The following is a 26,957-nucleotide window of genomic DNA, read 5'->3' on the forward strand; positions in this document are numbered from 1 at the left end:
AAGCGTGGTCGACTTGGATGAGGTACTTGCGAAAATTGGCGTGCCCCCGCGAAGGCGGGGGTCCATCTCCTGTCGGCTCGAAATAGCACCGATCCGAGATGGGCTCCCGCCTTCGCGGGAGCACACGGCTTTAACCAAAGGGGATTATGCTCAATCGAACAGGCTCGAGACGCTGGTTTCGTCGGCGATGCGTTTGATCGCTTCGCCGAGCAAAGGCGCGACGGTGAGCGCGCGGACCTTGCTGCTGTCGTTCACCGCGTCGGTCGGCATGATCGAATCGGTGATGACGAGTTCGGTGAGCTCGCTCGCATCGACGCGCGCGACCGCGCCGCCCGACAGCACGCCATGCGTGCAATAGGCGACGACGCCCTCGGCGCCCGCGGCCTTCAATGCCGCGGCGGCGTTGCAGAGCGTGCCCGCCGAATCGACGATGTCGTCGATCAGGATGCAGAAGCGGCCCGAAACATCGCCGATGATGTTCATCACCTCCGATTCGCCGGCGCGCTCGCGGCGCTTGTCGACGATCGCGAGCGGAGCGTTGTCGAGCCGCTTGGCGAGCGCGCGCGCGCGCACGACGCCGCCGACGTCGGGCGACACGACCATCAGATTCTTGCCGCCGAAGCGCGCCTGGATGTCGGCGCTCATCACCGGCGCGGCATAGAGATTGTCGGTCGGGATGTCGAAAAAGCCCTGGATCTGCCCCGCGTGGAGGTCGATCGCGAGCACGCGGTCGGCGCCCGAGGTGGTGATCAGGTTCGCGACAAGCTTGGCCGAGATCGGCGTGCGCGGGCCGGGCTTGCGGTCCTGGCGGGCATAGCCGAAATAGGGAACGACCGCGGTGATGCGCTTTGCCGACGCGCGGCGCAGCGCGTCGTTGATGATCAGCAGTTCCATCAGATTGTCGTTCGCGGGGAAATTCGTCGGCTGGACGACGAACACATCCTGCCCGCGGACATTCTCGTGGATCTCGACGAAAACTTCCTCGTCGGCGAAGCGGCGCACGCTCGTATCGGTGAGCGGCAGTTCGAGATAGTCCGCGATCGCGCGGGCCAGCGGCAGGTTGCTGTTGCCGGAGATGAGTTTCATGGGTTGCGAAGCCCTTTCGCGCGGGGTGGGATTGCGCGCCCCCTTAGCCAGCGCGGGCGCGAAGGGGAAGGGGTAAAGGCGCCGCGGCGCGTCCTTTGGTTTTGCGCAAAGGGGAGGGAACACGAAGGGCGAAGGAAGGACGGGCGGAGAGCGGCTGACAGAGGCCATTTTCTCCCCTCCCGCAGGCGGGAGGGGCCGGGGGTGGGCCAGCAGCGTTGCGATGGCCCACCCCGCTGCGACTAACGAACAAAGTTCGTAAGTCTCGCTGCCCCTCCCGCCTGCGGGAGGGGAGAATAGTTTGCAGCTCGAACGCCCGTTCCCCACCCCAAAGCCGTCCCGGGCATCGGTCTTCGGTTGAAATCGCCCGACTTGCGCCTAAACCGCTGACATGACCGAAACGCTCTCCATCGTCCTTTCACAGATGACCCAGGCGGTCGGTGACCTCGCGGCCAACGCCGATGCGATGCGTAGGGTTCGCGCCCGCCACCGCGACGCCGACCTCATCCTCTACCCCGAGTTCCAGCTGATCGGTTATCCGCCCGAGGATCTGGTGCTGAAGCCCGCGCTCGCCGAGCGCGCGGCGACGCTGCTCGCCGAGCTTGCGGCCGAAACCGCCGACGGCGGTCCGGCGATGCTCGTTGGGTCGGTCGAACGGGAGGGCGCGGATCTCTATAATATCGTCGCGCTGCTCGACGGCGGGAAAATCGTCGCGACGCGGCGCAAGCACGAACTGCCCAATTACGGCACTTTCGACGAGAAGCGCATCTTCGCGCCCGGCCCGCTGCCGGACATCGTCGAATGGCGCGGGGTCAAGCTCGGGCTGCCGATCTGCGAGGACGGCTGGCTGCCGACGGTGTGCCGGCATCTTGCCGCGCAGGGCGCCGAACTGCTGATCTCGGTCAACGGCAGCCCCTATGAAATCGACAAGGACGAGCGGCGGCTGACGCAGGTGTTCCGAAGCCGCGTCGCCGAAACGAAATTGCCGCTGATCTTCCTCAACCGTATCGGCGGGCAGGACGAGCTGGTGTTCGACGGCTGTTCGTTCGTCCTCAATGACGATGGGACGACCGCGCACCGGTTGACCGACTGGGAGGCCGAGGAGCGCGTCACGCGCTGGACGAAGGCGGACGACGGGCGCTGGGTCTGCGAGCCCGGCGCGATCGCCGAATGGGAGGCGCACCCCGCCGACATCTATAGCGCGATGATCCTCAGCTTGCGCGACTATGTGACACGCAACCGCTTCCCCGGCGTCGTGCTCGGCCTGTCGGGCGGGATCGATTCGGCGATCTGCGCCGCGATCGCCGCCGACGCGCTCGGGCCGGACAAGGTCTGGTGCGTGATGCTGCCGAGCCGCTTCACCAGCGAGGAGAGCCTGTCCGACGCCGCGGACTGCGCGAAGATGATCGGCTGCCGGCTCGACACGATCCCGATCGTCCCCGCGGTCGAGGCCTTCGACCAGATGCTCGCGGACAGCTTCGCCGACCGCGACGTCGACATCACCGAGGAGAATGTTCAGTCGCGCATCCGCGGCGTCACCTTGATGGCGCTCAGCAACAAGTTCGGGCCGATGCTGCTGACGACGGGCAACAAGAGCGAGATGAGCGTCGGCTATGCGACCATCTATGGCGATATGGCGGGCGGCTATAATCCGCTGAAGGACGCGTACAAGATGACGGTCTTTGCGATCGCCAAATGGCGCAACGAAAATGTCCCGCGCCTGTCGCGCAACCCGGTGACCCCGGTGATGCCCGACAATATCGTCACCAAGCCGCCGAGCGCCGAACTGCGCCCCGACCAGAAGGACGAAGACAGCCTGCCGCCCTATGCCGATCTTGACCGCATGCTCCACATGCTGGTCGAGGAGGAAGCGAGCGTCGACGATGTCGTCGCGCGTTACGGCTTCGATCGCGACGCGGTGGCGCGGATCGAGCGGCTGCTGATGCTCGCCGAATATAAGCGCCGCCAAGCGCCCCCGGGGGTCAAGCTGTCGACGCGCAATTTCGGCCGCGACCGGCGCTATCCGATCACGCATGGTTTTCGCACTGCCTGACATCCGCCGGACTCGCGTCGCGTGCGAAACAGGCTATAGGCGCCGCCTATGACCGTTGTTACCCGCTTCGCTCCTTCGCCGACCGGCAGCCTTCATGTCGGCAATGTCCGCACCGCGCTCCATAACTGGCTGTGGGCGCGCAAGCATGGTGGGCGCTTCCTGCTGCGCATCGATGATACCGACCTCGAGCGGTCGAAGGAGGAATATGTCGAGGGCATTCGCGCCGACCTCGCGTGGCTCGGGCTCGACGTCGACGGCGAGGAGCGGCAGTCGGCGCGCTTTGCGCTTTACGAGGGTGAGTTCGAGAAATTGAAGGCGGCGGGGCGCGTCTATGCCTGTTACGAGACGCCCGAGGAACTCGAGATTCGCCGCAAGGTGCTGCTCTCGCGCGGGCTGCCCCCGGTTTACGAGCGCAAGCCCGAGGGGGCGCCGGTGCCCGAGGGCGTGGCGCCGCACTGGCGTTTCCGGCTCGACCATGACGCCGCGATCGAATGGACCGACATGGTCCGCGGTCCGCAGCATTTCGAGCCGAAGACGATGTCCGACCCCGTCGTACGGCGCGCCGACGGCAGCTGGCTCTATCTGCTGCCGAGCGTGATCGACGACATCGCGATGGGCATTTCCCACGTCGTGCGCGGCGAGGATCATGTGTCGAACACCGCGGCGCAGATCCAGATGTTCGATGCGCTCGGGGCGCGGCCGCCTCAGTTCGCGCACGAAGCCTTGCTCGTCGGGACCGAGGGCAAATTGTCGAAGCGGCTGGGCTCGCTCGGCATGGAGCGCCTGCGCGAGGAAGGGATCGAACCGATCGCGCTCGTCGCGCTGCTCGCGCGGCTCGGCACCAGCGATCCGGTCGAGCCGGTGACCGATGCGGTGCCGTTGATCGAAAGCATTGATTTCGCGCGTTTCGGACGCGCCCCCGCGCGCTTCGACGAGGCGGAGCTCGCGCTGCTCAACCAGAAAATCCTGCATCACACGCCCCACGCCGCGGTCGCCGACCGCCTGCCCGCCGCGATCGGCGAAGCGCGCTGGAACGCGATTCGCCCGAACCTGGCGACGGTCGCCGAGGCGGCCGAGTGGGTGGCGGTGTTCGACGGGCCCTTTGCGCCGCCGCCCGTCGAGGACGCCGACCGCGCCGTGCTCGCCGCCGCCGCCGCCGCCGCGCCGGGCATCGACTGGGCGGGCGACCCGTGGCACGCGCTGACCGGCGCGGCGAAGGAGGCGACGGGGGCCAAGGGCCGCGCGCTCTTCCTGCCGCTGCGCCGCGCGCTCACGGCGCGTGATCATGGCCCCGACATGGCGGAACTGCTGCCGCTGATCGACAAGGGCGAGGCGGTCGCGCGGCTGGCGGCGGCCGGGGGCTCATAACGAAAGCCGCCGTAGCGCCCCTGCGAAGGCAGGGGCCCACCTCCTGCCGCCGACCTTTAGAGCGTTTTCAAGTCAGGTGGAATCACCTGACGACTCGGAAAACGCGGTAAAACAAGAATCTAGAGTGCCGGTTTTGATTCGATCAAAACCGAACGCGCTCTAGAGCGGTTTCTTGGCCGCAAACCCGGGTGATGGGCCCCTGCCTTCGCAGGGGCGCAGCGGGAAGCAGACCCAAGCGATCAGCTTGACAAATAGGTTATGTTATAACATCATTGTTGCGTGACCGGGCTGATGGCGGCGGTCGACAGCCGCCGGGGCCGGGTCGACAGGCAAGGAGAGATGCCATGACCCTGATACCCCTGATTTCGGCGATTGTAGCCGCGCCCGAGAGGGCGGCGGTTCCTACGGGCGCCCCGGCGCTTCAACCCCGCAACAGCTATGGCGCGGGCAACCGCCACCGGCCCGTTGCCGCGCTGCTGGCGATAGGGCTCCCCGCAGCACTGGTGACCGCGGTGGCGCTGTCGCCGATGATTATCGTCGACGAACCCGTGACCGCCACGCCGCCGTGGAAAAGCATCCTTCTGCCCAAACCGAAACCGCCCGAACCGCAGCCCGACCCCAAGCCGCAGACGCAGCCGCCGCAGCAACGGGTTACGGCGCCGCCGAGCCCGCTGCCGCCGGTGGCGCAGGACCCGCCCGAGGCGCCGCCGCTTCCGCCCTATGTCCCGCCCGCGGGGACGGGCAGCGGGCCATCGGTCCCGCTCGATCCGCCCGTCGCGCCGCCCAAGCCGAAGCTCGTGCTCGCCGACATCGATCCGCGCTTCGCCGATGCCTTCCAGCCCGAATATCCGGCGCGCGAGCAGCGCGGCGGGATCGAAGGCGCGGCGAAGGTCCGCGTGCTCATCGGCACCGACGGGCGCGTCAAGGCGGTCGAGCTGATCAGCGCCGACAGCCCGGCCTTTTTCGAGGCGACGAAACGCCGCGCGCTCGCCAGATGGCGTTTCAAGCCCGCGACGCGCGGCGGAGTGCCCGAGGAAAGCTGGAAGGTGATGACCGTCCGCTTCGAGATAGAGAACGCCTGAGGGCGCGAGCAGACCCCTCCTGGGCGGGCGGCCGATCTTGCCGCCCGCCCTTCGCTTTCGCTTGACAGAAAGGCCGAATCCCGCCAAAGGCGCCCGGATATTGGAGGGCGGCGCGGCGTCGCGCGGCCCTTTCATGTTTTTCACACCAACGTCGGGGCCCCTAGTCCCGCCGCATCCATCGGATCTCCGGCGGATGTGCAGTTACTTCGAGGAATAGGGCCATGGCTAAGCCGACGACCGTCAAGATCAAGCTGGTGAGCACCGCCGACACGGGCTTTTTCTATGTCACCAAGAAGAACCCGCGCACGATGACCGAGAAAATGTCGGTGCGCAAATATGACCCGCGTGCGCGCAAGCATGTCGAGTTCAAGGAAGCCAAGATCAAGTGACGCATTTCTCCACGCGCTGAAAGCGCGTGGGTAAGGAATGCGTCATCCCCGCGAAGGCGGGGATCCAGGGCGGCCGCGTGCCGCCCTTTTTTGCGTGCTCGGCATGGGCGGCTTTGGGGTGGTGAACCGCCGTTGCCTATAACCGTCGCCCCCGCGAAGGCGGGGGCCGCCAGCGGCCTTAATCAGCGGCGCCCGCGTAAACCGACAGCGGCCCCCGCCTTCGCGGGGGCGACGGCTAGTTTCGGCCGAAACCCCCTCAGAATTGATAAGCCAGCCCGGCGCCGAAAAGCCATTGGTCGGCGCTGCCGGCGTCGGCCACGATCGGCGATCTGGCGAAGCGCGAGGCGATGCGGCCATATTGCGCGCCGCCGATCAGCGTGAACCCCTTTCGAAGGTCGCCCGACAGCGAATAGGCGCCCGCGATGCCCAGCGTATATTTGCCCGCGGTCGCCTTGCGCCCCGCGCCGTCATAGACGGGCAGCCCGCTCGCGGCGCTGTCTTCGGCGTCGATGTCGTAATAATAGCGGCCGAAACCCTTGCCGTAGAAGTTCACCGAGGCCGAGACACCGATATAGGCGCGTTTCGACAGCGGCGTGCCATAATCGATCGTCGGCGAAGCGGTCCAGCTGCCGTGGCGGCCCGAGACATCCTTCGACGCCGACATGCGAAAGCCGAGTTGGTCATATTTGCTGGTCAGAACGCCGGTCTGGGTGACCCCGGCGAACAGCCCGAGCTCGACCGCGACCTTGCGCTTGCCGAGCGCCGCGACCTGCGGATCGTCGATCTTGCCGCTGCGGTCGCCGCGCAGGCTGATCGTCGGGCCGAATTTGAAGTCGGTCCTTTGCCCCCGCCGCTGGCGGATCAGGTCGACCACCAAATTGGTGCCGCGCGTCGAAAAGGAAAAGCCGCTGACCCGCCCGCGGAAATAAAAGGCCGGCAGGGTGCGCCGATCGTCCGAGCCGTTATATTTCGGCGTGTTCAAAACCCCCACAGCGACCGCGAAATAGTCGCGCGACCATTTGCGTTCGGGATCGTCGTCCTGCGGCCGCGCGGGAGGCAGCAGGATAGTCTCGTCTATCTCGGTGTTCTGGAAATAGGCGACCGCCTGTTCGTCGTCGCCGGTGGCGAGCATGGCGTCGCCGATCGCCGGCAGGTCATAGGGAAGCGCGGCATCCTCGGCGGCGGCGGGCGCGGCGAGGCCGGCGACAGTGAAGACGGCAAGAAGAGGGAGCGAGCGAACCGGACGGGCCAAGCGGAACAACAAGGTCAAATCGGGCATAAACATCCGCCTATATTTTCTTTGTCTATACCCCTCTTTACGGGGGTGTAAGTAAACAACGCGCCTTTGCAACGTCTTCGTCTTGCGGAGGGACGCATTTCGCCGCATGTGGCTTTCATGTCACGACGCTCCTTCGCCGCTTTCATATGCCCCCGAAGCGCCATTGGTTCCACTGGGCTACCCCGGCGTCGGCGCGCATGACCCGAATTCCGCGCCTGATCGGCTATGGCTTCATGGCGGCGGCGGCGCTGCTGGCCGCGGTGATGAAGAAGGAAGGCGTCGAGACGATCGGGCCGCTGCCCGCCATCGCGGTCGCGCTGTTCCTCGGCATGGTCGGGGTGATGCTGGTATTCACCGACCTGATGGTGCGCGGGCTTTACGCGCAGATCGATGCGGCGAAGCGGCGCGAGGAAGAGGGCGGCGACTGATCCCTTTTCGTTCGACACCCTATCCGCTTGGCAGTATGACCGCGCGATGACCGATCGTCCGCATACGCCGCTGCTCGACACGGTGGATGTCCCCGCCGACCTCCGCAAGCTGAAGCCCGAAGACCTCCGCCAGTTCGCCGACGAACTGCGCGCCGAGATGATTTCGGCGGTGGGGACGACGGGCGGGCATCTCGGCTCGGGGCTCGGCGTCGTCGAGCTGACGACCGCGCTCCATTATGTGTTCGACACGCCGCGCGACAAGATCGTGTGGGACGTCGGCCACCAATGCTATCCGCACAAGATCATCACCGGGCGCCGCGACCGCATCCGCACGCTCAGGACCGGCGGCGGGCTTTCGGGCTTCACCAAGCGCAGCGAAAGCGAATATGATCCGTTCGGTGCGGCGCATTCGTCGACCTCGATCAGCGCGGCGCTGGGCTTTGCGATCGCCAACAAGCTCAAGGACGAACCCGGGCGCGCGATTGCGGTGATCGGCGACGGATCGATGTCGGCGGGCATGGCCTATGAGGCGATGAACAATGCCCAGCAGGCGGGCAACCGGCTGATCGTGATCCTCAACGACAACGACATGTCGATCGCGCCGCCGGTGGGCGGACTTTCTGCCTATCTGGCGAAGCTCGTGTCGTCGCGCCCCTTCGTCGAGCTGCGCGAGATCGCGCGGCGCTTCGCGCGCAAATTGCCCGAGCCGCTGCACAAGGCGGCGAGAAAGACCGACGAATTCGCGCGCGGCATGGCGATGGGCGGGACCTTGTTCGAGGAACTCGGCTTTTACTATGTCGGGCCGATCGACGGGCATAATCTCGAGCATCTGATCCCGGTGCTCGAAAATGTCCGCGACAGCGAGCATGGCCCGGTGCTGATCCACGCGGTGACCAAGAAGGGCAAGGGCTATGCGCCCGCCGAGGCCGCCGCCGACAAATATCATGGCGTGCAGAAATTCGACGTCATCACTGGCGAGCAGGCGAAGGCGCCGCCGGGCCCGCCCGCCTACCAGAATGTCTTCGGCGAAACGCTCGCCAAGCTCGCCGAGCGCGACAAGCGGATCGTCGCGATCACCGCCGCGATGCCGTCGGGCACCGGGGTCGACAAATTCGCGAAGGCGCATCCCGAGCGCAGCTTTGACGTCGGGATCGCCGAGCAGCATGCGGTGACCTTCGCCGCGGGGCTCGCGGCGCAGGGAATGCGGCCGTTCGCGGCGATCTATTCGACTTTCCTCCAGCGCGCTTACGATCAGGTCGTCCACGACGTCGCGATCCAGAATCTGCCGGTGCGCTTCGCGATCGACCGCGCGGGGCTTGTGGGCGCCGACGGCTCGACGCACGCGGGCTCGTTCGACGTCACCTATCTCGCGACCTTGCCGAACATGGTGGTGATGGCGGCGGCCGACGAGGCCGAGCTCGTCCATATGACCTATACCGCGGCCGAATATGACGCCGGCCCGATCGCCTTCCGCTATCCGCGCGGGGGCGGCACCGGGGTGGCGCTGCCCGCGGTTCCCGAGAAGCTTCCGATCGGCAAGGGCCGCGTCGTGCGCAGCGGCAAGACCGTCGCGATCCTGTCGCTCGGCACGCGGCTCGCCGAGGCGCTCAAGGCCGCCGACACGCTCGAAGCGCGCGGGCTTTCGACGAGCGTGATCGACCTCCGCTTCGCGAAACCGCTCGACGAGGAGCTGATCCGCAAGACGCTGGCGAGCCACGAGGTCTGCGTGACGATCGAGGAAGGCAGCATCGGCGGGCTCGGCGCGCATGTGCTGACGCTCGCGAGCGACGAGGGGCTGATCGACGCGGGGCTCAAGCTGCGCACGATGCGTCTGCCCGACGTCTTCCAGGATCAGGACAAACCCGAACTGCAATATGACGCCGCGGGGCTCAACGCGCCGCAGATCGTCGATACCGTGCTGAAGGCCCTGCGCCACAACAGCGCGGGGGTCGAGGAGGCGGGCGCGCGGGCCTGAGGCTGAAATAATCTCACGCAAAGGCGCGAAGAAGGAAGCTGCCCGCTTTGTGTCTTTGTGTGAGATTGCGAGGGAAGCGCTGCCCCAGGTTTCTCGCACGAAGACGCAAAGAGGGCGCGGCCATGCGGCATCGCCGCGTGCCGGTCACGCGCAGGGCATGAAAAAGGGCGGCCGAAGCCGCCCGATTCCCTTGCAGGATTGAGGGATTACGCCCCCGGAATCGAAGCCTGTGCGTCGCGGCCGTCGCCTTCGGGGGCGGCCAGGATGTCGCGGACGACAAGCCCCTTGTCGACGACCTGCGTGCCGGGGCTGCCGACCGCGCTGCGGATGCCAGGGTCGGCGCGCTGGCCGTCGGCGGCGCCGATGATCTGCGTCTCGCTCGCGCTGCGCTGCGACGCGCCGCCGAAGAGCGCGCGCAGCGTCTGTTCGGCGGTCGATTCGCCGCCGGGGCGCGCAGTGCCGGGCGCGGGCGGGGTGAGCGAGAAGTCGGGCGGCACGACGAGCGGCGCCTGACGCGACACCATCATCTCGTCGGGCCGGTCGCGGCTGAACAGGCTGTTCGACCCGCAGGCCGACAGGGTGGTGGCAAATATCGAGGCTGCCAGGATGGCGGTGGTCCGGTTCACGTCAAAAAACTCCTATGCGCCCCGTTTACTCGGCGGACGGTCGGGCGTCCGCGGCTGGGGTCTTTTCGCCCAAGAGCAGCGCGCGCGCAACCAGCAAAAGCACGCCGAGCGTGATGCACGCATCGGCGACGTTGAAGATCATGAAGGGGCGGAAATCGCCGAAATGCAGGTCGGCGAAATCGACGACATAGCCGAAACGCACGCGGTCGACGATATTGCCGAGCGCGCCGCCGAGGATCATCGCGAGCGCGATCACGTCGCCCTTCGCCTGTTCGCGCGTCATCCAGAAGGCGACCGCGGCGGCGACGATCCCGGTGACCGCGACGAGCGTCCAGCGCGTCGTGTCGGTGCAGCTCGCGAACATCGACAGCGAAATGCCGCAATTCTCCGCCCAGGTCAGGTTGAAGAAGCTCGTGATCTCGATCTGCCCCTTGGGCTCGAGCGACAGGGGGACGGTGACGACCCATTTGACGATCTGGTCGAGGATGAAGGCGGCGGCCGCGAAAATCAGGCCGAAGCGCAGATAGGGGGAACGGGCGCTGGTCATGCCGAGGTCAATAGCGCGTCGCAGCGATTGCACAAGCTGCCGTCGGTCTCGACCTCGGGCAGGTGGCGCCAGCAGCGGCCGCATTTGTGGTTCTGGGTCGGGGTCACGTCCACCATTGTGATGTCGGCAACTGTATCGTCGGTGAACCCCGTCGTGCTTGCCGCCGATACGATGAGCAGTTCGGCGAGCTCTTCGGCCCCCACGTCGGCGAGAATGTTCGCCAACGCCGCGTCCTTGGTGCGAACCGAAACTTCGGCTTCCAGCGAGGAGCGAACCGTCTTCTCACGGCGATAGGGTTCGATCGCTTCGGTGACTTGCGAACGGACTTCGCGCAGACGATCCCAACGCTTCACCAACTCGTCATTCCCGCGGACGCGGGAACCCAGTGTGGGATCAGCCGACGCACGCTCTGGGTCCCCGCTTTCGCGGGGATGACGAAGGTTGGTGAGCGGGGGGAGGTTGGGCCATTCGAGGAGGTGGACGCTGCCGGCTTCCGGATAGCGCGTGCCCCACACTTCCTCGCTGGTGAACACCAGCACCGGCGCCGCGTAGCGGACGAGCGCGTGGAACAGCACATCGAGCACGCTGCGGTATGCGCGGCGCGTGTCGGTGCCGAGCGGGGCGGCGGGGCCGAGGTCGCAGTAGAGGACGTCCTTGCGGATGTCGAAATAGAAGGCCGACAGATCCTCGTTGCAGAAATCGGCGAGCAGGCGGGTGTATGTGTTGTAGTCGAAATCATCGACCGCCTGCGCCATCTTCGCGTCGAGATCGGCGAGCAGCGAGAGCATATAGCGTTCGAGCTCGGGCATCGCCGCGACGTCGGTGACGCGTTCTTCCTCCGTAAACCCGTCGAGCGCGCCGAGCAGGTAGCGGAAGGTGTTGCGCAGCTTGCGATACTGGTCGGCGACCCCGGTCAGGATTTCCTTGCCGATGCGGTGATCCTCGGTGAAATCGACTGACAGCGCCCAGAGACGCAGGATGTCGGCGCCATAATCGCGCATCAGGTCGATCGGGCTGATCGTGTTGCCGAGCGACTTCGACATTTTGAAGCCCTTGGCGTCCATCGTGAAGCCGTGCGTCAGCACCGCCTTGTACGGCGCCTGTCCGCGCGTCCCGCACGACTCGAGCAGCGACGACTGGAACCAGCCGCGATGCTGGTCGCTGCCTTCGAGATAGAGGTCGGCGCTGTGCGTCGAGCCGTCGTGGCGGATCAGCGCGGGCCATTTGCCACTTTCGAGCACGAAGGCGTGGGTGCAGCCCGAATCGAACCAGACGTCGAGAATGTCGGTGATGCGCTCGTAGTCGGCTGCGTCGTACTGATCGCCGAGATAGTCCTGCGCGCGCGCGTCGCTCCACGCATCGACGCCGCCCTTGCGCACCGCGGCGACGATGCGGTCGTTGACGACCGGGTCGTTGAGATAGTGGCCGGTCTTGCGGTCGACGAAGAGCGTGATCGGCACACCCCATGCGCGCTGGCGACTCAGCACCCAGTCGGGACGCCCCTCGACCATCGATCCGATGCGGTTGCGGCCCTTGGCGGGGACGAAGCGCGTGTCGTCGATCGCCTGCATCGCCGCCTGCCGCAAGGTCGGGGCGTCGCAAAGATCCTCTTCATGCGGGTTGAGCGCGCCGCCCTCATTCTCCCAGCGCTTCTCGCGCGGGGTCTTGGGCTCGATATGCGTCATCACCTTGTCCATCGGCACGAACCATTGCGGCGTGCAGCGGAAGATGACCTTGGCTTTCGAGCGCCAGCTATGCGGATAGCTGTGCTGGTAATCGGCCGACGCGGCGAGCAATGCGCCCGCTTCGCGCAGGTCCGAGCAGATCGGGCCGTCGGGCGCGTTGAACTTGGGGTTGATGACGCTGCCCTGACCGCCGAGCCAGGCCCAGTCGGCGCGATATTTGCCGTCGCCCTCGACCGCGAACACGGGGTCGAGCCCGTTCGCCTTGCAGAGGTCGAAGTCGTCCTCGCCATGGTCGGGCGACATATGGACGAGCCCGGTGCCGCTGTCGGTGGTGACGAAATCGCCCGCGAGGAACGGGCGCGGGCGCGCGAAGAAGCCGCCGAGCGCGTGCATCGGGTGACGGGCGATGGTGCCGGCGAGGTCGGAGCCTTTGATCGTCTGCTGATTTTTCCGCTCAACGTCCCAATATGTGTCGAGATTAGAGCTGGATATGCCTGCGGTTCGTACTCTCGCCGTAAAGGCTTCCACAAGCGGAACGGCAACCAGACACTTCATGCTCGAAAGTGGCCAGCCCTTTTCGCTATTGCGACACTGTAGCTTAACAAGCTCATACTCCACCGCCGGCCCATAGGCCAAAGCCTGGTTGACCGGGATCGTCCACGGCGTGGTCGTCCAGATCACCGCATGCGCGCCGACTAGCTCGGCAATCGGACTCTCGACGATCTTGAATGCCACGTCGATCTGGGTCGAGACGATATCCTCATATTCGACCTCGGCCTCGGCGAGCGCGGTCTTTTCGACCGGCGACCACATCACCGGCTTGGCGCCGCGATAGAGCATGTCGTTGGCGGCGAATTTGAGCAGTTCGCGCACGATCGTGGCCTCGGCCGCATAATCCATCGTGAGGTAGGGATGGTCCCAGTCGCCGCCGATGCCGAGGCGCTTCAGCTGCTCCCTTTGGGTGTCGACCCAATGCTGCGCATAGGCGCGGCATTCGGCCCGGAATTCCTCGACCGGAACCTCGTCCTTGTTGAGCTTTTTCTTGCGATATTGCTCCTCGACCTTCCACTCGATGGGGAGGCCGTGGCAGTCCCAGCCGGGCACATAAGGAGCATCCTTGCCCTTCAGCGTCTGGGTGCGGACGACCATGTCCTTCAGGATATGGTTGAGCGCATGGCCGATGTGCATGTCGCCATTGGCGTAGGGCGGGCCGTCGTGGAGGATGAATTGGTCACGGCCCTTGCGGCTTTCGCGAATCTGCCCCTCGAGATCGCCTTCGAGCCATTTGGCGAGAATCAGCGGCTCCTTCTGCGGCAGGCCGGCCTTCATCGGGAAGTCGGTCTTGGGCAGGAAGACGGTGTCGCGATAGTCTGGTGCGCTGTCGGTCATGGTCGCGGCGCTTAGCGCAGATTTGCGGCAGCGCAAAGAATTTGGGAGCAGGAGATACCCACCTCGTCACCCCGGACTTGATCCGGGGTCCAGCGACGTTGACGAGCGGGACCCCGGATCAAGTCCGGGGTGACGAAGATGTCAGATGTCGGCCAATAGCCTGCGCGCCTCGTCGCAGTCGGCCGCGATCTGCGCCATCAGGGCGTCCATGCTGTCGAACTTCGCTTCCGCGCGGAGGAAGGCGTGGAAGGCGACGTCGATTAGCTGGCCGTAGAGATCGCCCTCGAAGTCGAAGAAATGCGGTTCGAGCAGCTCTTTCGGCGGGTCGAAGCTGGGGCGGATGCCGAGGTTGGCGGCGCCCTTCAGGATGCGGCCGTCGGGCAGCTTTCCGGTGACGGCGTAGATGCCGTAGCGCGGGCGGAGATATTGGCCCATTTCGAGGTTCGCGGTCGGAAAGCCGAGGAGGCGGCCGTTCTTGTCGCCGTGCTGGACCCGCCCGCGCACGGTGAAAGGCCGCGTGAGGAGGCGCGTCGCGGTGGCGCAATCGCCCGCTTGCAGCGCCTCGCGGATGCGGCTCGACGAGATGACTTCCGCGGCATCGTCGACGGGGGCGACCATCTCGGTGAAGAAGCCGAGGCGCCGCGCATGGTCGGCGAGCGTCACGACATCGCCGCCGCGGCCCTTGCCGAAGACGAAGTCGGCGCCGGTGACGACCCCCGCGGCGCCGTAGCGATCGAGCAGGAGCGCGGTGATGAAATCTTCCGCCGTCGTGCCCGCGAGCGCCGCGTCGAAGGGGAGGACGAGCATCGCGTCGGCGCCCGCTTCGGCAAAGAGTTCCTGCCGCTGATCGAGCGTGGTGAGGCGGAAGGGCGGGACGTCGGGCTTGAAGAAGCGCACCGGATGCGGATCGAAGGTCGCGACGATCGCGGGCAATCCCTCGTCCTTCGCATGATGGACCGCGCGGCCGACGACCGCCTGATGCCCGGCGTGAAAGCCGTCGAAATTGCCGAGCGCGATCACCCCGCCGCGCAAGCGCCCTTCGATGCGGTCGTGGCCGTCGAGGCGGATCATGGCGCCGAAATCGAGGGCGGCGGCGTCAGCGGGACGAGCCCCGCCTTGAGCACGCGGATCGCGTTGCCGCCCATGACGGCGCGGATTTCGTCGTCGGAAAAGCCCGCGTCGATCAATGCCTGCGTGACCTGCACGAGCTTCGACGTGTCGAAGCGCACGGTGGTGGCACCGTCATAGTCGCTGCCGAGCGCCACATGCCGGACCCCGACGAGGTCGCGGACATGTTTCATCGCCTTCGCGATGCTCGCGGGCGAGGTATCGCAGACGGCGGCATCCCAATAGCCGATGCCGATCAGCCCGCCGGTCGCGGCGACGCCGCGAATTTGCTCGTCGGAAAGGTTGCGGTTGACCTTGCACGTCGCCTGCACCCCGCCGTGGCTGGAGACGACGGGGCGGCGGGCGATCTTGAGGATGTCGGCGACGCAGGCGGCCGAGCAATGCGCGATGTCGACGATCATGCCCTTCGCCTCCATCTCGGAGACGACCTGCCGCCCGAGCGGGGTGAGGCCGCCCTTTTTGAGCCCGTGCATCGATCCCGCGAGGTCGTTGTCGAAGAAATGGGTGAGCCCCGCCATGCGGAAGCCCGCGGCATAGAGCTTGTCGAGGTTGGCGAGCTTGCCTTCGAGGCCATGCAGCCCTTCGATGCTGAGCATCGCGCCGACGGGCGCCGCCTTGCCCCGGCGCGCGGCGAGCAATGTGTCGATGTCCCCGGGCGCCGCGACCGCGCGCAGCTTGCCGGCCGAACTGGCGACGGCGCGGTGCAGCTTTTCGGCGTGCCAGAGCGAGCGTTCGAGCAGCGAGTTCCACGTCCGCACCGGCTGGAGCTGCGCGATCACGAGGCCGGTGATATTGTCGGTGTCGCCGCTGTTCGCGTCGTAATTTTGCCCCTTGGGCGACTTGGTCGTGCTGGCGAGCACTTGCAACGCGACATGGCCGTCCTCGAGCCGCGGGAGGTCCATATGACCGCGATCGGCGCGGTCGAGGATGCTGCGTTTCCAGAGCAGGGTGTCGCTGTGCAGATCGACGATCGTCAGCGTCTTGTGGAGCGCCTCGGCGCGCGCCGAGACCTTGGGTAGCGGCTTGCCGTCGATCTTGTTGAGGTCGTTCTCGATCATCGCCGGGGCGAGCGCGAAGAAAGCGCCCGCGGCGAGCGCGACGATGATCAGGATACTCAGGATCCAGCGGCGCATCAGCCTATTTCCTTGTCAGCGTGACGAAGCTGTAGGCCGGGCGGCCGGCCTCGTCGGCGGGATGGTCCTCGCGCGCGACCTCGCGCCATTCGGCGGCGGCGGGATAGTCGATCGCCGCGTCGCCCGCAGGTTCGAGCGCGACTTCGGTGAGCTCGATGCGGTCGGCGATGGGGAGGAACAGGCGGTAGATTTCGGCGCCGCCGATCACCATCACGTGCGGCGCGTTGGCGAGGCGCAGCGCCTCCTCGACCGTCGCCACCGGCTCGGCGCCCTCGTCCTGCCAGTCGGGATCGCGCGTCAGCACGATGTGGCGGCGGCCTTCGAGGATCGCGGGCAGGCTGTCGAAGGTCTTGCGCCCCATGATCATCGGGCGGCCCATGGTGAGCTGCTTGAAGCGGCGGAGGTCGGCGGGGAGGTGCCACGCCATCTTGCCGCCGGCGCCGATCACGCCATTGGCCGCACGCGCGAGGATCAGCGTGATTTCAGGACGATTCATGCGGGGGAGGCTCCGGCCCAGGTCGCGTGACCGAGCTTGCGCCCCTCGCGCACCTCGGTCTTGCTGTAGTGATGGACGTGGCAATTTTCGTCGGCGAGCAGCGCGGGGACGTCGGCGATGCCGGCGCCGATCAGGTTGCGCATCGTGACGGGCAGCGGCCCGCAAGCGGTGCTGCCGAGCGGCAGGCCCGCGACCGCGCGGATATGATTTTCGAACTGGCTGGTCGCCGCGCCCTCGATCGTCCAGTGGCCGCTGTTGTGAACGCGCGGCGCCATCTCGTTGAACACCGGACCATTATCCGTCGCAAAAAATTCGCCGGTGAGGACGCCGGCATAGTCGAGCTCGGCGGCGATCTTCGCCATCAGCGCGCGCGCTTCGTCCTGCTGGTCGGTGACGATCTGCGGCGGCGGCAGGCTGGAGGTCGCGAGAATGCCGCCCTCGTGGACATTGACCGGCGAATCCCAGAAGCGGACCTCGCCGTCGATGCCGCGCACGAGGATCACCGAAAATTCGTGGGCGAAGGTCACGAAGCCTTCGAGCACTGCCGCGTGGCGGCCGATCGCATCCCATGCCGCATCGGCGTCGGCGGGCGAGGCGAGCCGCGCCTGCCCCTTGCCGTCATAACCCATGCGCACCGTTTTGAGGATCGCGGGGGCGCCCATCTGCTCGATCGCGACATCGAGCGCGGCGCGGTCGGACACCGCGGCGAAGGGGGCGGGGCGGCCGCCGAGCCCGGCGACGAAAGTCTTTTCGGCGAGCCGGTCCTGCGCAATCTCGAGCCCCGCCGCGCCAGGGCGCACCGCGACATGGCCCGACAGGAAGCGCACCGTGTCGACCGGCACATTTTCGAATTCATAGGTCACGACGTCGCAGGCCGCGGCGAAGGCGGCGAGGCGCGGTTCGTCGTCCCACGCCGCCTGGCTGTGGTGCGCGGTGACCTCGGCCGCGACGCTTTCGGCGTCGGGGGCGTAGATATGGACCTTGTAACCGAGCTGCGCGGCAGCGAGGCCGAGCATGCGGCCGAGCTGGCCGCCGCCCAATATGCCGATCGTCGAACCGGGAGGGAGCAAGAAGGTCAGCCTTCGCGAACGGGAACGGGGGCGACGCTGTTCGTCTGCGTCTCGCGCCACGCCATGAGCTTGTCGGCGAGGACCGCGTCCTCGTTCGCGAGCAGCGCCGCGGCGAAGAGGGCGGCGTTGGTCGCGCCCGCCCTGCCGATCGCGAAGGTCGCGACGGGAATGCCGCCGGGCATCTGGACGATCGAATAGAGGCTGTCGACGCCGGAGAGGGCGGCCGACTGGACGGGGACGCCGAGCACGGGGACGCGCGTCATCGAGGCGACCATGCCGGGCAGGTGCGCCGCGCCGCCGGCGCCCGCGATGATCGCCTTGAGCCCGCGCTCCGCCGCGCTCTTGGCATAGGCGACGAGGCGGTCGGGGGTGCGGTGCGCCGAGACGATCTGCACCTCGTGCGCGATGCTGAATTCCTCGAGGATCTGGACCGCGTGCGCCATCGTCGGCCAGTCCGACTGGCTGCCCATGATGACACCGATCTGCGGCGCGCTGTCGCCCATCACCCTATCCCTCCTGCGGACGCCGATGAATCGCCGCCGCCCTCCCCCTAGCGACTGCTTGGCGCGCGGGCAACGTCGCGCAATTGATGTCTTCCGCGTTTACCGATTGGTATCAAGTCGCGGCTAGGGTTGCCGCAACATATCCGCTGGCATCCGGCCGGCGGAGGGTAGGGCGCGCCGGGGACGAGGCATGGATAGCATAGGGGGGGCACGAATCGCGGTCGACCAGTTCGCCGCCGTTTCCGTTGACTCCATCGAGGACCAGCTGCGGGAGATACGCCGGGAACGCGACGCCTTGCGCCGCGAGAACCGCGTATTGAAGATCGCCGTCGCCGAGCTGGAACGCGTGTCCGAGCGCGACACGCTGACCCCGCTGTTCAACCGCCGTTATTTCCTGACCGCGATCCACCACCGCATGGCACGGTTCGAGCGTCATGCCGAGCGCGCCGCGGTCGTGTTCGTCGATGTCAATCAGCTCAAATATATCAACGACAGCTTCGGCCATGCCGCGGGCGATTTCGCGCTGATGGAAATCGCCAAGCGGCTTGCGGGCTCGATCCGCGCGACCGACGTCGCGGCGCGTATCGGCGGCGACGAGTTCGGGCTGATCCTCGACCAGTCGAGCGAGGAGGGCGCGCGCGTGCAGGTGAAGCGGCTGGGCGACGTGCTGGCTGCGGCGCCCGCGCATTATGACGGGCACGAGATCGCCCTGTCGGCCTGTTTCGGGGTCGCGATGCTCCAGACGGGAATGAACGAATCGGACATATTGGCGGCCGCCGACCGCGATATGTATCGCAGCAAGCAGAGCCTCGGCGGGCTTCCCGGACACCGCTAACCGCGCATTAACCAAAGAGGCGCATCGTCTCCGGCAGGAACAGGGGGTGGACGATGCGAGACCAGACCGACCCATATCTCGACGTGCAGAACCGGATCATCGGCCAGATCGGCGCGCTCGCCGAGGCGTTGCCGCGCTGTGCGTTCGCCGAGATCGTGCGGGGGATCGACGATATTCGCTGCCTCGCGCGCGACAATGGCTTTGCCGCGGTCGAGACGCTGGCGAGCCGGCTCGAATCGGCGGTGGCGGGCGGCGGCTACCGCGCCGCGATCCTGACCTATCTCGACGCGATGAGCGACGCGGTGCAGGCGCCGCGCGGGCCGATGCCGGCGGCCGCGCACGAGGCGTGGCTGGCGTCGGTGGCGAGCCGGCTCGGGCATTGACCTGGGCGAGCTAAGCCTTCAGGTCCGGCATCATGGATGCAATCATGCTCGCGCTGGTGGCGGTGCTGCTCGCCAATGCCGACGGGCGCAGCGGGATCGCGCTGTCGCGGCTCATCGGCGCGCGCCGCGACCGGCGCGTCACGATCGGCATTTTTTTCGGCGCCTTCATCGTCCATGCGGTCGTCGCCGCGATCGCCGGGGCAATCGCGAACCGGATGATCGGGCAGGGCGTCGCCGCCCTGCTCGTCACGCTCGCGATGCTGTCGGCGGCGGTCGCGTTGCTGTGGCCGATGAAGGTCGAAGCCGGCGCCTGCCCCGAGGATGCGCCGCCCGCCGCGCTGGCGGGCCGGATGCTCGCGAACCAGTTCGGCGACCGCAGCCATTTCCTGATCGGGGCGCTCGCCGCGACCAGCGGCGCCGGGCAATGGGCGGCGGCGGGCGGACTGGTCGGCTGGACGCTGTCGATGCTGCCGTTCCTCGCATTCGGTCCCGCGCTGGCCGGGCGGCGCGCGGCGCGAAATCTGCGCTGGGCGGCCGCCGCGATCCTCGTGATATGGGGGCTGCGCACCGCGTTCGGCGCGTTCGGATTGATCGGCTGATTGACGGATTGGAATGCGCTTCATCGTTTTTATCGATGATGCTTAGCCAAAGCTTCAATGGGAAAATGTCGTGCTCCTTCGCTATATCGGCGGGACAACAGAAAGGATGCTCCCATGTCCGATAAAAACGGCAACACTCCCGCCGTCGCCGACGCGCTCAACGCGCTTCTCGCCGACAGTTTCGCGCTTTATCTCAAGACCAAAAATTATCATTGGCACATCCAGGGCCCGCGCTTTCGCGAACTGCACCTGCTGTTCGACGAGCAGGCGGCGCAGATCTTCGCGACGACCGATCTGATCGCCGAGCGGGTGCGCAAGAATGGCGCGCCGACGCTGCGCTCGATCGGCGATGTCGGCCGCCGCGCGTCGATTCGCGACGATGACGCCGCCGGGGTCGATGCCGAAGCGATGATCCGCAATCTGGCCGACGACAACAAGCTGCTGCTCGGCCAGCTCAAGGAGGTGAAGGCCGCCGCCGAAGCGGGCGGCGACATCGCGACCAGCGGGCTTGTCGACGGCTGGGCCGACGAGACGCAGCAGCGCATCTGGTTTCTGGAAGCGACGCTGGGTTATTGAGGCCGGCGATTCCGGCAGCGACGGTTTTGGGGTGGCGAGCCGCCATTCCCGATCCTCCCTGTGGCGAAGCCATGGGGAGGGGGACCGTTCGCGAAGCGAATGGTGGAGGGGCAGCGACGTTGCGTCATAGCCCCTCCGTCAGCGCTTCGCGCTGCCACCTCCCCATCGCTGCGCGACAGGGAGGATCATGGCAGCTGCCGGTCGGTTTCAGCCCTTCGTCATCCCGGGCTTGACCCGGGATCCCGCTTTTTGGGGCATCGACCGGTCTTCGGCATCAAGCGGGACCCCGGATCAAGTCCGGGGTGACGAATAAAGAGACGGCAGCAATCGGTCGAAAGCAGACGCTCTTCCTCACAAGCAAAAAGGGCGGCCCCGCGGCCGCCCTTTCCGTTTGCCTGTCCCGCCGATCAGTCCTGATGCGGCTGGAGGTTCACCGCGGCGAACTTGCCGCGGTCGTCGACTTCGATGTCGAAAGCGACGCGGTCGCCTTCGTCGAGGCCCGCCATGCCGGCGCGCTGCACCGCGCTGATGTGGACGAAGGCGTCGGCCTGTCCGTCGTCGCGCGCGATGAAGCCGAAGCCCTTCGTCGTGTTGAAGAATTTGACGGTGCCCGAGGTCCGCTCACCGGTCAGCTGGCGCCGGCCGCGCGCGCCGCCCGGACGGTCGCCGTCGCGCTGGCGCGGAGCGAATTCCTCGATCGGGAGCGGCTCGCCCTCGATCTTGAGGTCGATCGCCGACACCTTGCCGTTGCGCTCGACGAGCGTGAAGCCGAGCGGCTGGCCCGAGGCGAGGCCCTGGAGGCCCGCCTGTTCGACCGCACTGATGTGGACGAACACGTCTTCGCCGCCATCGTCGCGGGCGACGAAGCCGAAGCCCTTCGATGCGTTGAAGAATTTCACCGTGCCCTGGCCCTCGCCGACGACCTGCGCCGGCATGCCGCCGCCGCGTCCGCCGCCGAAGCCGCCACCGCGGTCGCCGCCACCGAAGCCGCCGCGATCGCCGCCGCCGAAGCCGCCGCGATCACGATCGCCGAAACCGCCACGACCGCCGCCATAGCTGTCGCCGCCGTAGGGGGCCGGTTCGAAGCTGTCGAAATTGCCGAAATCATCGCGCTTGCCGCGCCCGCGATGGCCGCGGCGATCCTTGTTGAAACTCATTGCTTAGTAGTCGCTTTCGGTCGTCCACACCCCATTCAACCGGCTCCTTGCGCCGGACGGGGACGCAGTTCACCACGGGCACGGACTCGCCCCATGCCTCCAAGAGCGCAAGATATAGCCTAATTATCCACAGGCTGCGAACAGAAAATTTCAGAAAGATGGTGCCGAATATCGCACGCTTTGCCGCGGGCTTGGGGGGCGTCGGGGCGGGTCCGCAAACCAGCCATTGAGCGGCAGGGCCGCTTGGCCTAAGGCGGGGGCCTATGACAGTCCATTTCCACGAAGAAGACCTGCCCGAGGGCGTGCTGCGCCCGGGCCCGGTCGCGATCGATACCGAGACCATGGGTCTGAACCCGCTGCGCGACCGGCTCTGCCTCGTCCAGATCAGCGACGGGTCGGGCGACGAGCATCTGGTGCGCTTCAAGCCCGGCAGCGCCTATGACGCGCCGGTGCTGAAGGCGATCCTGACCGATCCCGCGCGGCTGAAGCTGTTCCATTTCGCGCGTTTCGACATCGCGGCGCTGCAGCAGGCGCTCGGCGTGGTGACCGCGCCCGTCTATTGCACCAAGATCGCCTCGAAGCTGGTGCGCACCTATACCGATCGCCACGGGCTCAAGGAACTGGTGCGCGAACTGCTCGGGCAGGAGGTGTCGAAGCAGCAGCAGTCGAGCGACTGGGGCGCCGCCGAGCTCAGCGACGCGCAGCGCGACTATGCGGCGAGCGACGTGCGCTTCCTGCACGCGATGAAGGACGTGCTCGACGCGCGGCTGGCGCGCGAGGGACGCACGGCGCTTGCGCAGGCCTGTTTCGATTTCCTGCCAACGCGCGCCGCGCTCGACCTTGCGGGCTGGCCCGAAGTCGATATTTTCGCGCATAGCTGACGAGCGATTCGTCGGTCCTCCGATGCGTTTTTTTGAGAATCCGTTTTCCCGAGCGAAGACGAGGGACTATGCCGAGCGAAGTCGAGGCTGCGGTGTTGCTGTTCTCGCTGCGCTCGAACGAGCCCCTCGTCTTCGCTCGGGGATACGGATCGGGATTTGATCTGACTATGTCCGAACGCGCCGATCTCGATCGCACGATGCGCCGCATGTGGGCGGCGAGCGGGTCGAGCCACGACCGGGTGGTGCGCATCCTGCGCTTCGGCCTGCCGCTCGTCATCGGCGTCGTCGCGGCGGTGCTCGTCTTCTCGCCCTTCACCCAGCGCGCCGAGATCAGCTTTCTGCTCGCCAAGGACAAGGTCGACATGGCGAGCGAGCGGATGAAGGTGACGCGCGCCGAATATCGCGGGCAGGATGCGAAGGGGCAGCCCTTCGCGCTGCTCGCGGGCAGCGCGGTGCAGAAAAGCTCGGCCGAGCCGATCGTGCGGATGACCGACCTGTCGGGCGCGATCAAGCTCGCCGACGGCCCCGCGACGATCGTCGCGAAGACGGGCGCCTATAATATGGAGACCGAAAAGGTCGCGGTGCCGGGAACGGTGCAGGTCAAGAGCGCGAACGGCTATCGCATCGACGCGAGCAATGTCGCGGTCGACCTCAACACCCGTACGCTCTTGGGCGAGGGCGGCGTCGACGGCACGTTGAACATCGGCCATTTTTCGGCCAATCAGCTGTCGGCCGACCTCGACAGGCGGATCGTGCGCCTTGAGGGCAATGCGCGGCTCAGGATCAATCAGGGAGTGCTCGAATGAACCGGCTTTGGACCATGCGGAGCATGGCGCTTGCGGGCGCGAGCTTTGCCCTGACCAGCCTGGCCTTCCTGTCGGCCGGCGGCGGCGACCGCGCGCAGGCGCAGGCGCTCGCCAACCACAACGGCAATGCCCCGGTCGATATGGCCGCGAACGCCATCGAGGTGCAGGACCGCGCCGACCGCGTCATCGTGACGGGCAATGTCCGGGTCACGCAGGCGGGGATGACGCTGACCGCGCCGCGGATGACCATCGCCTATACGCGCAGCGGCGGCACCGACATCAACCGGATCGACGCGACCGGCGGAGTAGTGGTCACCAAGGGCGACGAGATGGCGAAAGGCAATGTCGCCATATACGACCTCGACCGGCGGCTGATCACGATGGTCGGCAATGTCGAGCTGCGCCAGCGCGGCAACAATCTGCGCGGCGGGCGCCTCGTCATCGACTTGAACAGCGGGCGCGCGACGGTCGACGGGCGCGGCGCGGCGCGCGGGCCCGACGGCAATCCGGTGCAGGGCGGCACCGAGGGGCGCGTCACCGGCACCTTCACGGTACCGGAAAGAAAGCAGTAACCACGCCGCTTTACCGGGCCGCAACCATGCGGCTTCACCATCGGTGCCGGGGACCAGACCCCAGCGGTGCCGGGGGGTAACGCCGCGCAAGCGAAAGCAGCCCCCATGCGCTTTTCCTCCCTCGTCCCGCCGCGCCGCCCGCTGTTCGGCCGCCGCCGGGAACCGATCCTCCCGACCGTGCCGGCGCCGACCTCCGAAGACCGGCGGCTGATCGACCGAATCATCCGTCATGCGGGGCCGCGCGAGTCGCGCTAGGGCAGAATTTCTCACACGAAGGCACGAAGGCCTCTGCAAACCCGTTTGCCCTGAGCTTGTCGAAGGGCCGTTCTTCGTTTGCGAGGTCGAAAAGAAGAACGGTGCTTCGACAAGCTCAGCGCGAACGGACTTGAGGGGAGCTTCGTGCCTTCGTGCATTTGTGTGAGAAAATCCTGACCGCCCACGGAGCGGAAGCCGGAGCTTGGCGTTGAGCCCCCGCGCCCCTACATGGGGCGTCCATGCCTCCCGATACCGCAACCTCCGCCGACGCCAGCCGCGAACCGCCCGTCCTTGCGACGCTGCGGCGCTTTCTCCCCTATCTGTGGCCGGCGGGGCAGGCGGAAGCGAAGCTGCGCATCGTTCTTGCCGGGCTCATCGTGCTCGCGTCGAAGGGCGTGCAGCTGTCGATGGGTTTTCTCTACGGCGCCGCGATCGACCGCATGGCGCCGGGAATGGAGGAGGGCGTCGCGCTCGCGATCGGGCTGGTGCTCGCCTATGCCGGCGCGCGCTTTGCCGGGGTGCTGTTCGACAATCTCCGCAACGTCGTTTTCGAGCGCGTCGGACAGGATGCGACGCGCGAACTCGCGATTGCAACCTTTTCGCATCTCCACGCGCTGAGCCTGCGCTTCCACCTCGCGCGGCGGACGGGCGAGGTCACCAAGGTGATCGAGCGCGGCACCAAGAGCATCGACACGATGCTTTACTTCCTGCTCTTCAACATCGCGCCGACGATCGTCGAACTCGCCGCGGTGCTGGTGATCTTCTGGACCAAGTTCAGCTTCGGCCTCGCGAGCGCGACCGCGCTGATGGTCGTTCTCTACATCATCTTCACGCGCAAGGTGACCGACTGGCGCAACGCGCTCAGGACGCGGATGAACGATCTCGACACGCTGACGATCGGGCGCAGCGTCGACAGCCTGCTCAATTACGAGACGGTCAAATATTTCGGCGCCGAGGAGCGCGAGGAGGCGCGCTACCGCGACGTCGCCGATCAATATGCCCGCGCGGCGGTGAAGAGCGAGAACAGCCTTGCCTGGCTCAACATCGGGCAGAGCCTGATCACCAACGCCGCGCTCGCGGGCGCGATGGGCTATACGGTGTGGGGCTGGTCGAAGGGGCAGTTCCAGGTCGGCGACGTCGTGCTGGTGAACACTTTGCTCGCGCAGCTCTTCCGCCCGCTCGACATGCTCGGCATGGTCTATCGCGTGATCCGGCAGGGGCTGATCGACATGGAGGCGATGTTCCGCCTGATCGATACGCCGCCCGAGATCGCCGATGCGCCCGATGCCTGGCCGCTCGTCGTGAACGGCGGTGCGGTGACGTTCGACAATGTCGTCTTCGGCTATGAGCCCGACCGGACGATTTTGAACGGTGTGAGCTTCGCGGTCGGCGCGGGCGAGACGCTGGCGATCGTCGGTCCGTCGGGCGCGGGCAAGTCGACGATCGCGCGGCTGCTCTTCCGCTTCTATGATCCGCAGGGCGGGCGTATCCTGATCGACGACCAGGACATATCGCAGGTCACCCAGAAAAGCCTGCGCGCCGAGATCGGCATCGTTCCGCAGGATACGGTGCTGTTCAACGATTCGATCGGCTACAATATCGCCTATGGCCGCGAAGGCGCGAGCGCCGCGGAGATCGCGGCGGCGGCTGAGGGCGCGGCGATCGACGGCTTTATCGCGCTGCTGCCGCAGGGCTATGAGACCGAGGTCGGCGAGCGCGGGCTCAAACTGTCGGGAGGCGAGAAGCAGCGCGTCGCGATCGCGCGCACTTTGCTCAAGAATCCGCCGTTGCTGATTTTGGACGAAGCGACGAGCGCGCTCGACAGCCGCACCGAAGCGGCGATCCAGTCGACGCTCGACCGCATCGCCGCGCGGCGCACGACGCTGGTGATCGCGCACCGCCTGTCGACGGTGACCAACGCAGACCGCATCATCGTGCTCGAGAAGGGCCGCGTCGCCGAGACGGGGACGCACGACCAGCTGCTCGGCATGCGCGGGCTCTACGCCGACATGTGGGCGCGGCAGCAGGCAGAGAAGGAAGAGGGGACGGTTTAGGGCCGGGGCGTTTCGGCGGGGTCCGTGTCCGGCTCGCCGGCTTCCTCCGGCTCCGGGAGTTCGGGGTTCAACGCCGGTGCGCGCGCAAAGCCCATCGTCTCGAGCACGCCGTCGCGGCGCACGAAGCCGTGGATGAGCGCGATGGTGAGATGACCGAGGATCAGCGCGAAGAAGGCGAAGGCGATCAGGCCGTGCGCGCGGCGCAGCAGGCCATAGGCGGGCGCGTTTTGCGGCACGATCGGCGGCAGTACGAAACCGGCCGTCAGGCGCACCGGATAGCCGCCCGCCGACAGCATCGCCCAGCCGATCAGCGGCAGTCCGATCATCGCGAGATAGAGGAGGATATGCGCGCCGCGCGCCGCGCGTTGCTGGACGCGCGGCAGATCGGCGGGGAGCGGCGGCGCGCCGGTGGCGACGCGGATGGCGAGACGGAGCGCGGCGAGCAGCAGGATCGCGATCCCGAGCGGTCGGTGCAGCGCGATCAGCGCTGCGTAGGCGGGCCCTGCGGTCGAGACCATGGCGGCGCCGATGAACAGCATCGCGAGAATCAGCAGCGCCATCGTCCAGTGCAGGAGGCGGATCGCGAGATGGAAGCGGCCGGGCAT

The 26,957-nt window shown here is 66.8% G+C and carries 27 protein-coding genes; 15 read left to right on the forward strand and 12 right to left on the reverse strand.

From position 1 onward, the window contains the following. Positions 1–150: 150 nt before the first annotated feature. Positions 151–1,086, reverse strand: coding sequence for a ribose-phosphate pyrophosphokinase (locus QZL87_RS18640; protein WP_295322049.1), 936 nt, complete (start codon positions 1,084–1,086; stop codon positions 151–153). A 388-nt stretch (positions 1,087–1,474) separates the two neighbouring features. Here QZL87_RS18640 and QZL87_RS18645 point away from each other — a divergent pair, with 388 nt between their 5' ends. From QZL87_RS18645 to rpmG, 4 genes are all read left to right on the forward strand, one after another. Beyond that, positions 1,475–3,136, forward strand: coding sequence for an NAD+ synthase (locus tag QZL87_RS18645; RefSeq protein ID WP_295322050.1), 1,662 nt, complete (start codon positions 1,475–1,477; stop codon positions 3,134–3,136). 48 nt (positions 3,137–3,184) lie between these two features. Then, complete coding sequence (gene gltX, locus QZL87_RS18650) at positions 3,185–4,504, forward strand: glutamate--tRNA ligase (protein ID WP_295322051.1); 1,320 nt, start codon at positions 3,185–3,187, stop codon at positions 4,502–4,504. Between the two features lie 344 nt (positions 4,505–4,848). Then, on the forward strand, positions 4,849–5,586 hold the full coding sequence (locus tag QZL87_RS18655) for an energy transducer TonB (RefSeq protein ID WP_295322052.1): 738 nt from the start codon (positions 4,849–4,851) through the stop codon (positions 5,584–5,586). Positions 5,587–5,807: 221 nt separating this feature from the next. Then, positions 5,808–5,975: a 50S ribosomal protein L33 gene (gene rpmG, locus QZL87_RS18660; RefSeq protein ID WP_003042331.1), complete on the forward strand. Its 168-nt coding sequence runs from the start codon at positions 5,808–5,810 to the stop codon at positions 5,973–5,975. 256 nt (positions 5,976–6,231) lie between these two features. On the opposite strand, the gene QZL87_RS18665 is transcribed toward rpmG, so the two are convergent. Further along, positions 6,232–7,227: a MipA/OmpV family protein gene (locus QZL87_RS18665; protein WP_295322053.1), complete on the reverse strand. Its 996-nt coding sequence runs from the start codon at positions 7,225–7,227 to the stop codon at positions 6,232–6,234. Positions 7,228–7,451: 224 nt separating this feature from the next. Between QZL87_RS18665 and QZL87_RS18670 the strand changes: the two genes are divergently transcribed. Beyond that, the gene (locus QZL87_RS18670) at positions 7,452–7,682 is read left to right on the forward strand and encodes a hypothetical protein (protein ID WP_295322054.1); all 231 of its coding nucleotides are present in this window, start codon (positions 7,452–7,454) and stop codon (positions 7,680–7,682) included. A gap of 46 nt (positions 7,683–7,728) precedes the next feature. Then, positions 7,729–9,657, forward strand: a complete 1,929-nt coding sequence (dxs, locus tag QZL87_RS18675; RefSeq protein ID WP_295322055.1) for a 1-deoxy-D-xylulose-5-phosphate synthase — start codon at positions 7,729–7,731, stop codon at positions 9,655–9,657. Positions 9,658–9,863: 206 nt separating this feature from the next. Here dxs and QZL87_RS18680 read toward each other — a convergent pair whose 3' ends face one another. From QZL87_RS18680 to purE, 8 genes are all read right to left on the reverse strand, one after another. Then, positions 9,864–10,283, reverse strand: a complete 420-nt coding sequence (locus tag QZL87_RS18680) for a DUF3035 domain-containing protein (protein ID WP_295322058.1) — start codon at positions 10,281–10,283, stop codon at positions 9,864–9,866. Positions 10,284–10,308: 25 nt separating this feature from the next. Further along, positions 10,309–10,830, reverse strand: coding sequence for a signal peptidase II (gene lspA / locus QZL87_RS18685; protein ID WP_295322060.1), 522 nt, complete (start codon positions 10,828–10,830; stop codon positions 10,309–10,311). Continuing rightward, a complete protein-coding gene (ileS, locus tag QZL87_RS18690) occupies positions 10,827–13,904 on the reverse strand; it encodes an isoleucine--tRNA ligase (protein WP_295322063.1) in 3,078 nt (1,025 codons plus the stop codon). Before ileS ends, lspA begins: the two co-directional genes overlap by 4 nt. A 141-nt stretch (positions 13,905–14,045) precedes the next feature. Continuing rightward, positions 14,046–14,975, reverse strand: a complete 930-nt coding sequence (locus QZL87_RS18695; RefSeq protein WP_295322065.1) for a bifunctional riboflavin kinase/FAD synthetase — start codon at positions 14,973–14,975, stop codon at positions 14,046–14,048. Then, a complete protein-coding gene (locus QZL87_RS18700) occupies positions 14,972–16,165 on the reverse strand; it encodes a dipeptidase (RefSeq protein WP_295322067.1) in 1,194 nt (397 codons plus the stop codon). The genes QZL87_RS18695 and QZL87_RS18700 overlap by 4 nt, the downstream gene beginning before the upstream one ends. Positions 16,166–16,169: 4 nt before the next feature. Beyond that, complete coding sequence (locus QZL87_RS18705) at positions 16,170–16,661, reverse strand: dihydrofolate reductase (RefSeq protein ID WP_295322070.1); 492 nt, start codon at positions 16,659–16,661, stop codon at positions 16,170–16,172. Next, positions 16,658–17,731 (reverse strand): 5-(carboxyamino)imidazole ribonucleotide synthase, encoded by a 1,074-nt coding sequence (locus tag QZL87_RS18710; RefSeq protein WP_295322072.1) that lies wholly within the window; start codon positions 17,729–17,731, stop codon positions 16,658–16,660. The genes QZL87_RS18705 and QZL87_RS18710 overlap by 4 nt, the downstream gene beginning before the upstream one ends. A 5-nt stretch (positions 17,732–17,736) precedes the next feature. Then, positions 17,737–18,234, reverse strand: a complete 498-nt coding sequence (purE, locus tag QZL87_RS18715) for a 5-(carboxyamino)imidazole ribonucleotide mutase (protein ID WP_295322074.1) — start codon at positions 18,232–18,234, stop codon at positions 17,737–17,739. A gap of 190 nt (positions 18,235–18,424) precedes the next feature. On the opposite strand from purE, the gene QZL87_RS18720 reads away from it, so the two are divergent. The 4 genes from QZL87_RS18720 (at position 18,425) to QZL87_RS18735 (ending at position 20,627) form a co-directional block, all read left to right on the forward strand. After that, complete coding sequence (locus tag QZL87_RS18720; RefSeq protein ID WP_295322076.1) at positions 18,425–19,069, forward strand: GGDEF domain-containing protein; 645 nt, start codon at positions 18,425–18,427, stop codon at positions 19,067–19,069. Between the two features lie 53 nt (positions 19,070–19,122). After that, on the forward strand, positions 19,123–19,452 hold the full coding sequence (locus QZL87_RS18725; RefSeq protein WP_295322079.1) for a hypothetical protein: 330 nt from the start codon (positions 19,123–19,125) through the stop codon (positions 19,450–19,452). A 32-nt stretch (positions 19,453–19,484) separates the two neighbouring features. After that, the gene (locus QZL87_RS18730; RefSeq protein WP_295322081.1) at positions 19,485–20,051 is read left to right on the forward strand and encodes a hypothetical protein; all 567 of its coding nucleotides are present in this window, start codon (positions 19,485–19,487) and stop codon (positions 20,049–20,051) included. A 114-nt stretch (positions 20,052–20,165) separates the two neighbouring features. Further along, positions 20,166–20,627: a DNA starvation/stationary phase protection protein gene (locus QZL87_RS18735; protein ID WP_295322083.1), complete on the forward strand. Its 462-nt coding sequence runs from the start codon at positions 20,166–20,168 to the stop codon at positions 20,625–20,627. Positions 20,628–21,034: 407 nt separating this feature from the next. On the opposite strand, the gene QZL87_RS18740 is transcribed toward QZL87_RS18735, so the two are convergent. Beyond that, the gene (locus QZL87_RS18740; protein ID WP_295322085.1) at positions 21,035–21,784 is read right to left on the reverse strand and encodes a cold-shock protein; all 750 of its coding nucleotides are present in this window, start codon (positions 21,782–21,784) and stop codon (positions 21,035–21,037) included. Between the two features lie 263 nt (positions 21,785–22,047). On the opposite strand from QZL87_RS18740, the gene QZL87_RS18745 reads away from it, so the two are divergent. The 5 genes from QZL87_RS18745 (at position 22,048) to QZL87_RS18765 (ending at position 26,352) form a co-directional block, all read left to right on the forward strand. Continuing rightward, on the forward strand, positions 22,048–22,665 hold the full coding sequence (locus QZL87_RS18745) for a ribonuclease H-like domain-containing protein (RefSeq protein ID WP_295322087.1): 618 nt from the start codon (positions 22,048–22,050) through the stop codon (positions 22,663–22,665). Between the two features lie 167 nt (positions 22,666–22,832). After that, on the forward strand, positions 22,833–23,471 hold the full coding sequence (gene lptC / locus QZL87_RS18750) for an LPS export ABC transporter periplasmic protein LptC (protein WP_295327048.1): 639 nt from the start codon (positions 22,833–22,835) through the stop codon (positions 23,469–23,471). Continuing rightward, complete coding sequence (locus tag QZL87_RS18755) at positions 23,468–24,043, forward strand: LptA/OstA family protein (protein WP_295322089.1); 576 nt, start codon at positions 23,468–23,470, stop codon at positions 24,041–24,043. Before lptC ends, QZL87_RS18755 begins: the two co-directional genes overlap by 4 nt. A gap of 105 nt (positions 24,044–24,148) precedes the next feature. Continuing rightward, positions 24,149–24,298, forward strand: a complete 150-nt coding sequence (locus QZL87_RS18760) for a hypothetical protein (RefSeq protein WP_295322091.1) — start codon at positions 24,149–24,151, stop codon at positions 24,296–24,298. A gap of 239 nt (positions 24,299–24,537) precedes the next feature. Continuing rightward, on the forward strand, positions 24,538–26,352 hold the full coding sequence (locus QZL87_RS18765; protein WP_295322094.1) for an ABC transporter ATP-binding protein/permease: 1,815 nt from the start codon (positions 24,538–24,540) through the stop codon (positions 26,350–26,352). Here QZL87_RS18765 and QZL87_RS18770 read toward each other — a convergent pair. Beyond that, positions 26,349–26,957 (reverse strand): cytochrome b, encoded by a 609-nt coding sequence (locus QZL87_RS18770; protein WP_295322096.1) that lies wholly within the window; start codon positions 26,955–26,957, stop codon positions 26,349–26,351. The genes QZL87_RS18765 and QZL87_RS18770 overlap by 4 nt on opposite strands.

The sequence above is a fragment of the uncultured Sphingopyxis sp. genome, from assembly GCF_900078365.1.
GTDB lineage: Bacteria > Pseudomonadota > Alphaproteobacteria > Sphingomonadales > Sphingomonadaceae > Sphingopyxis.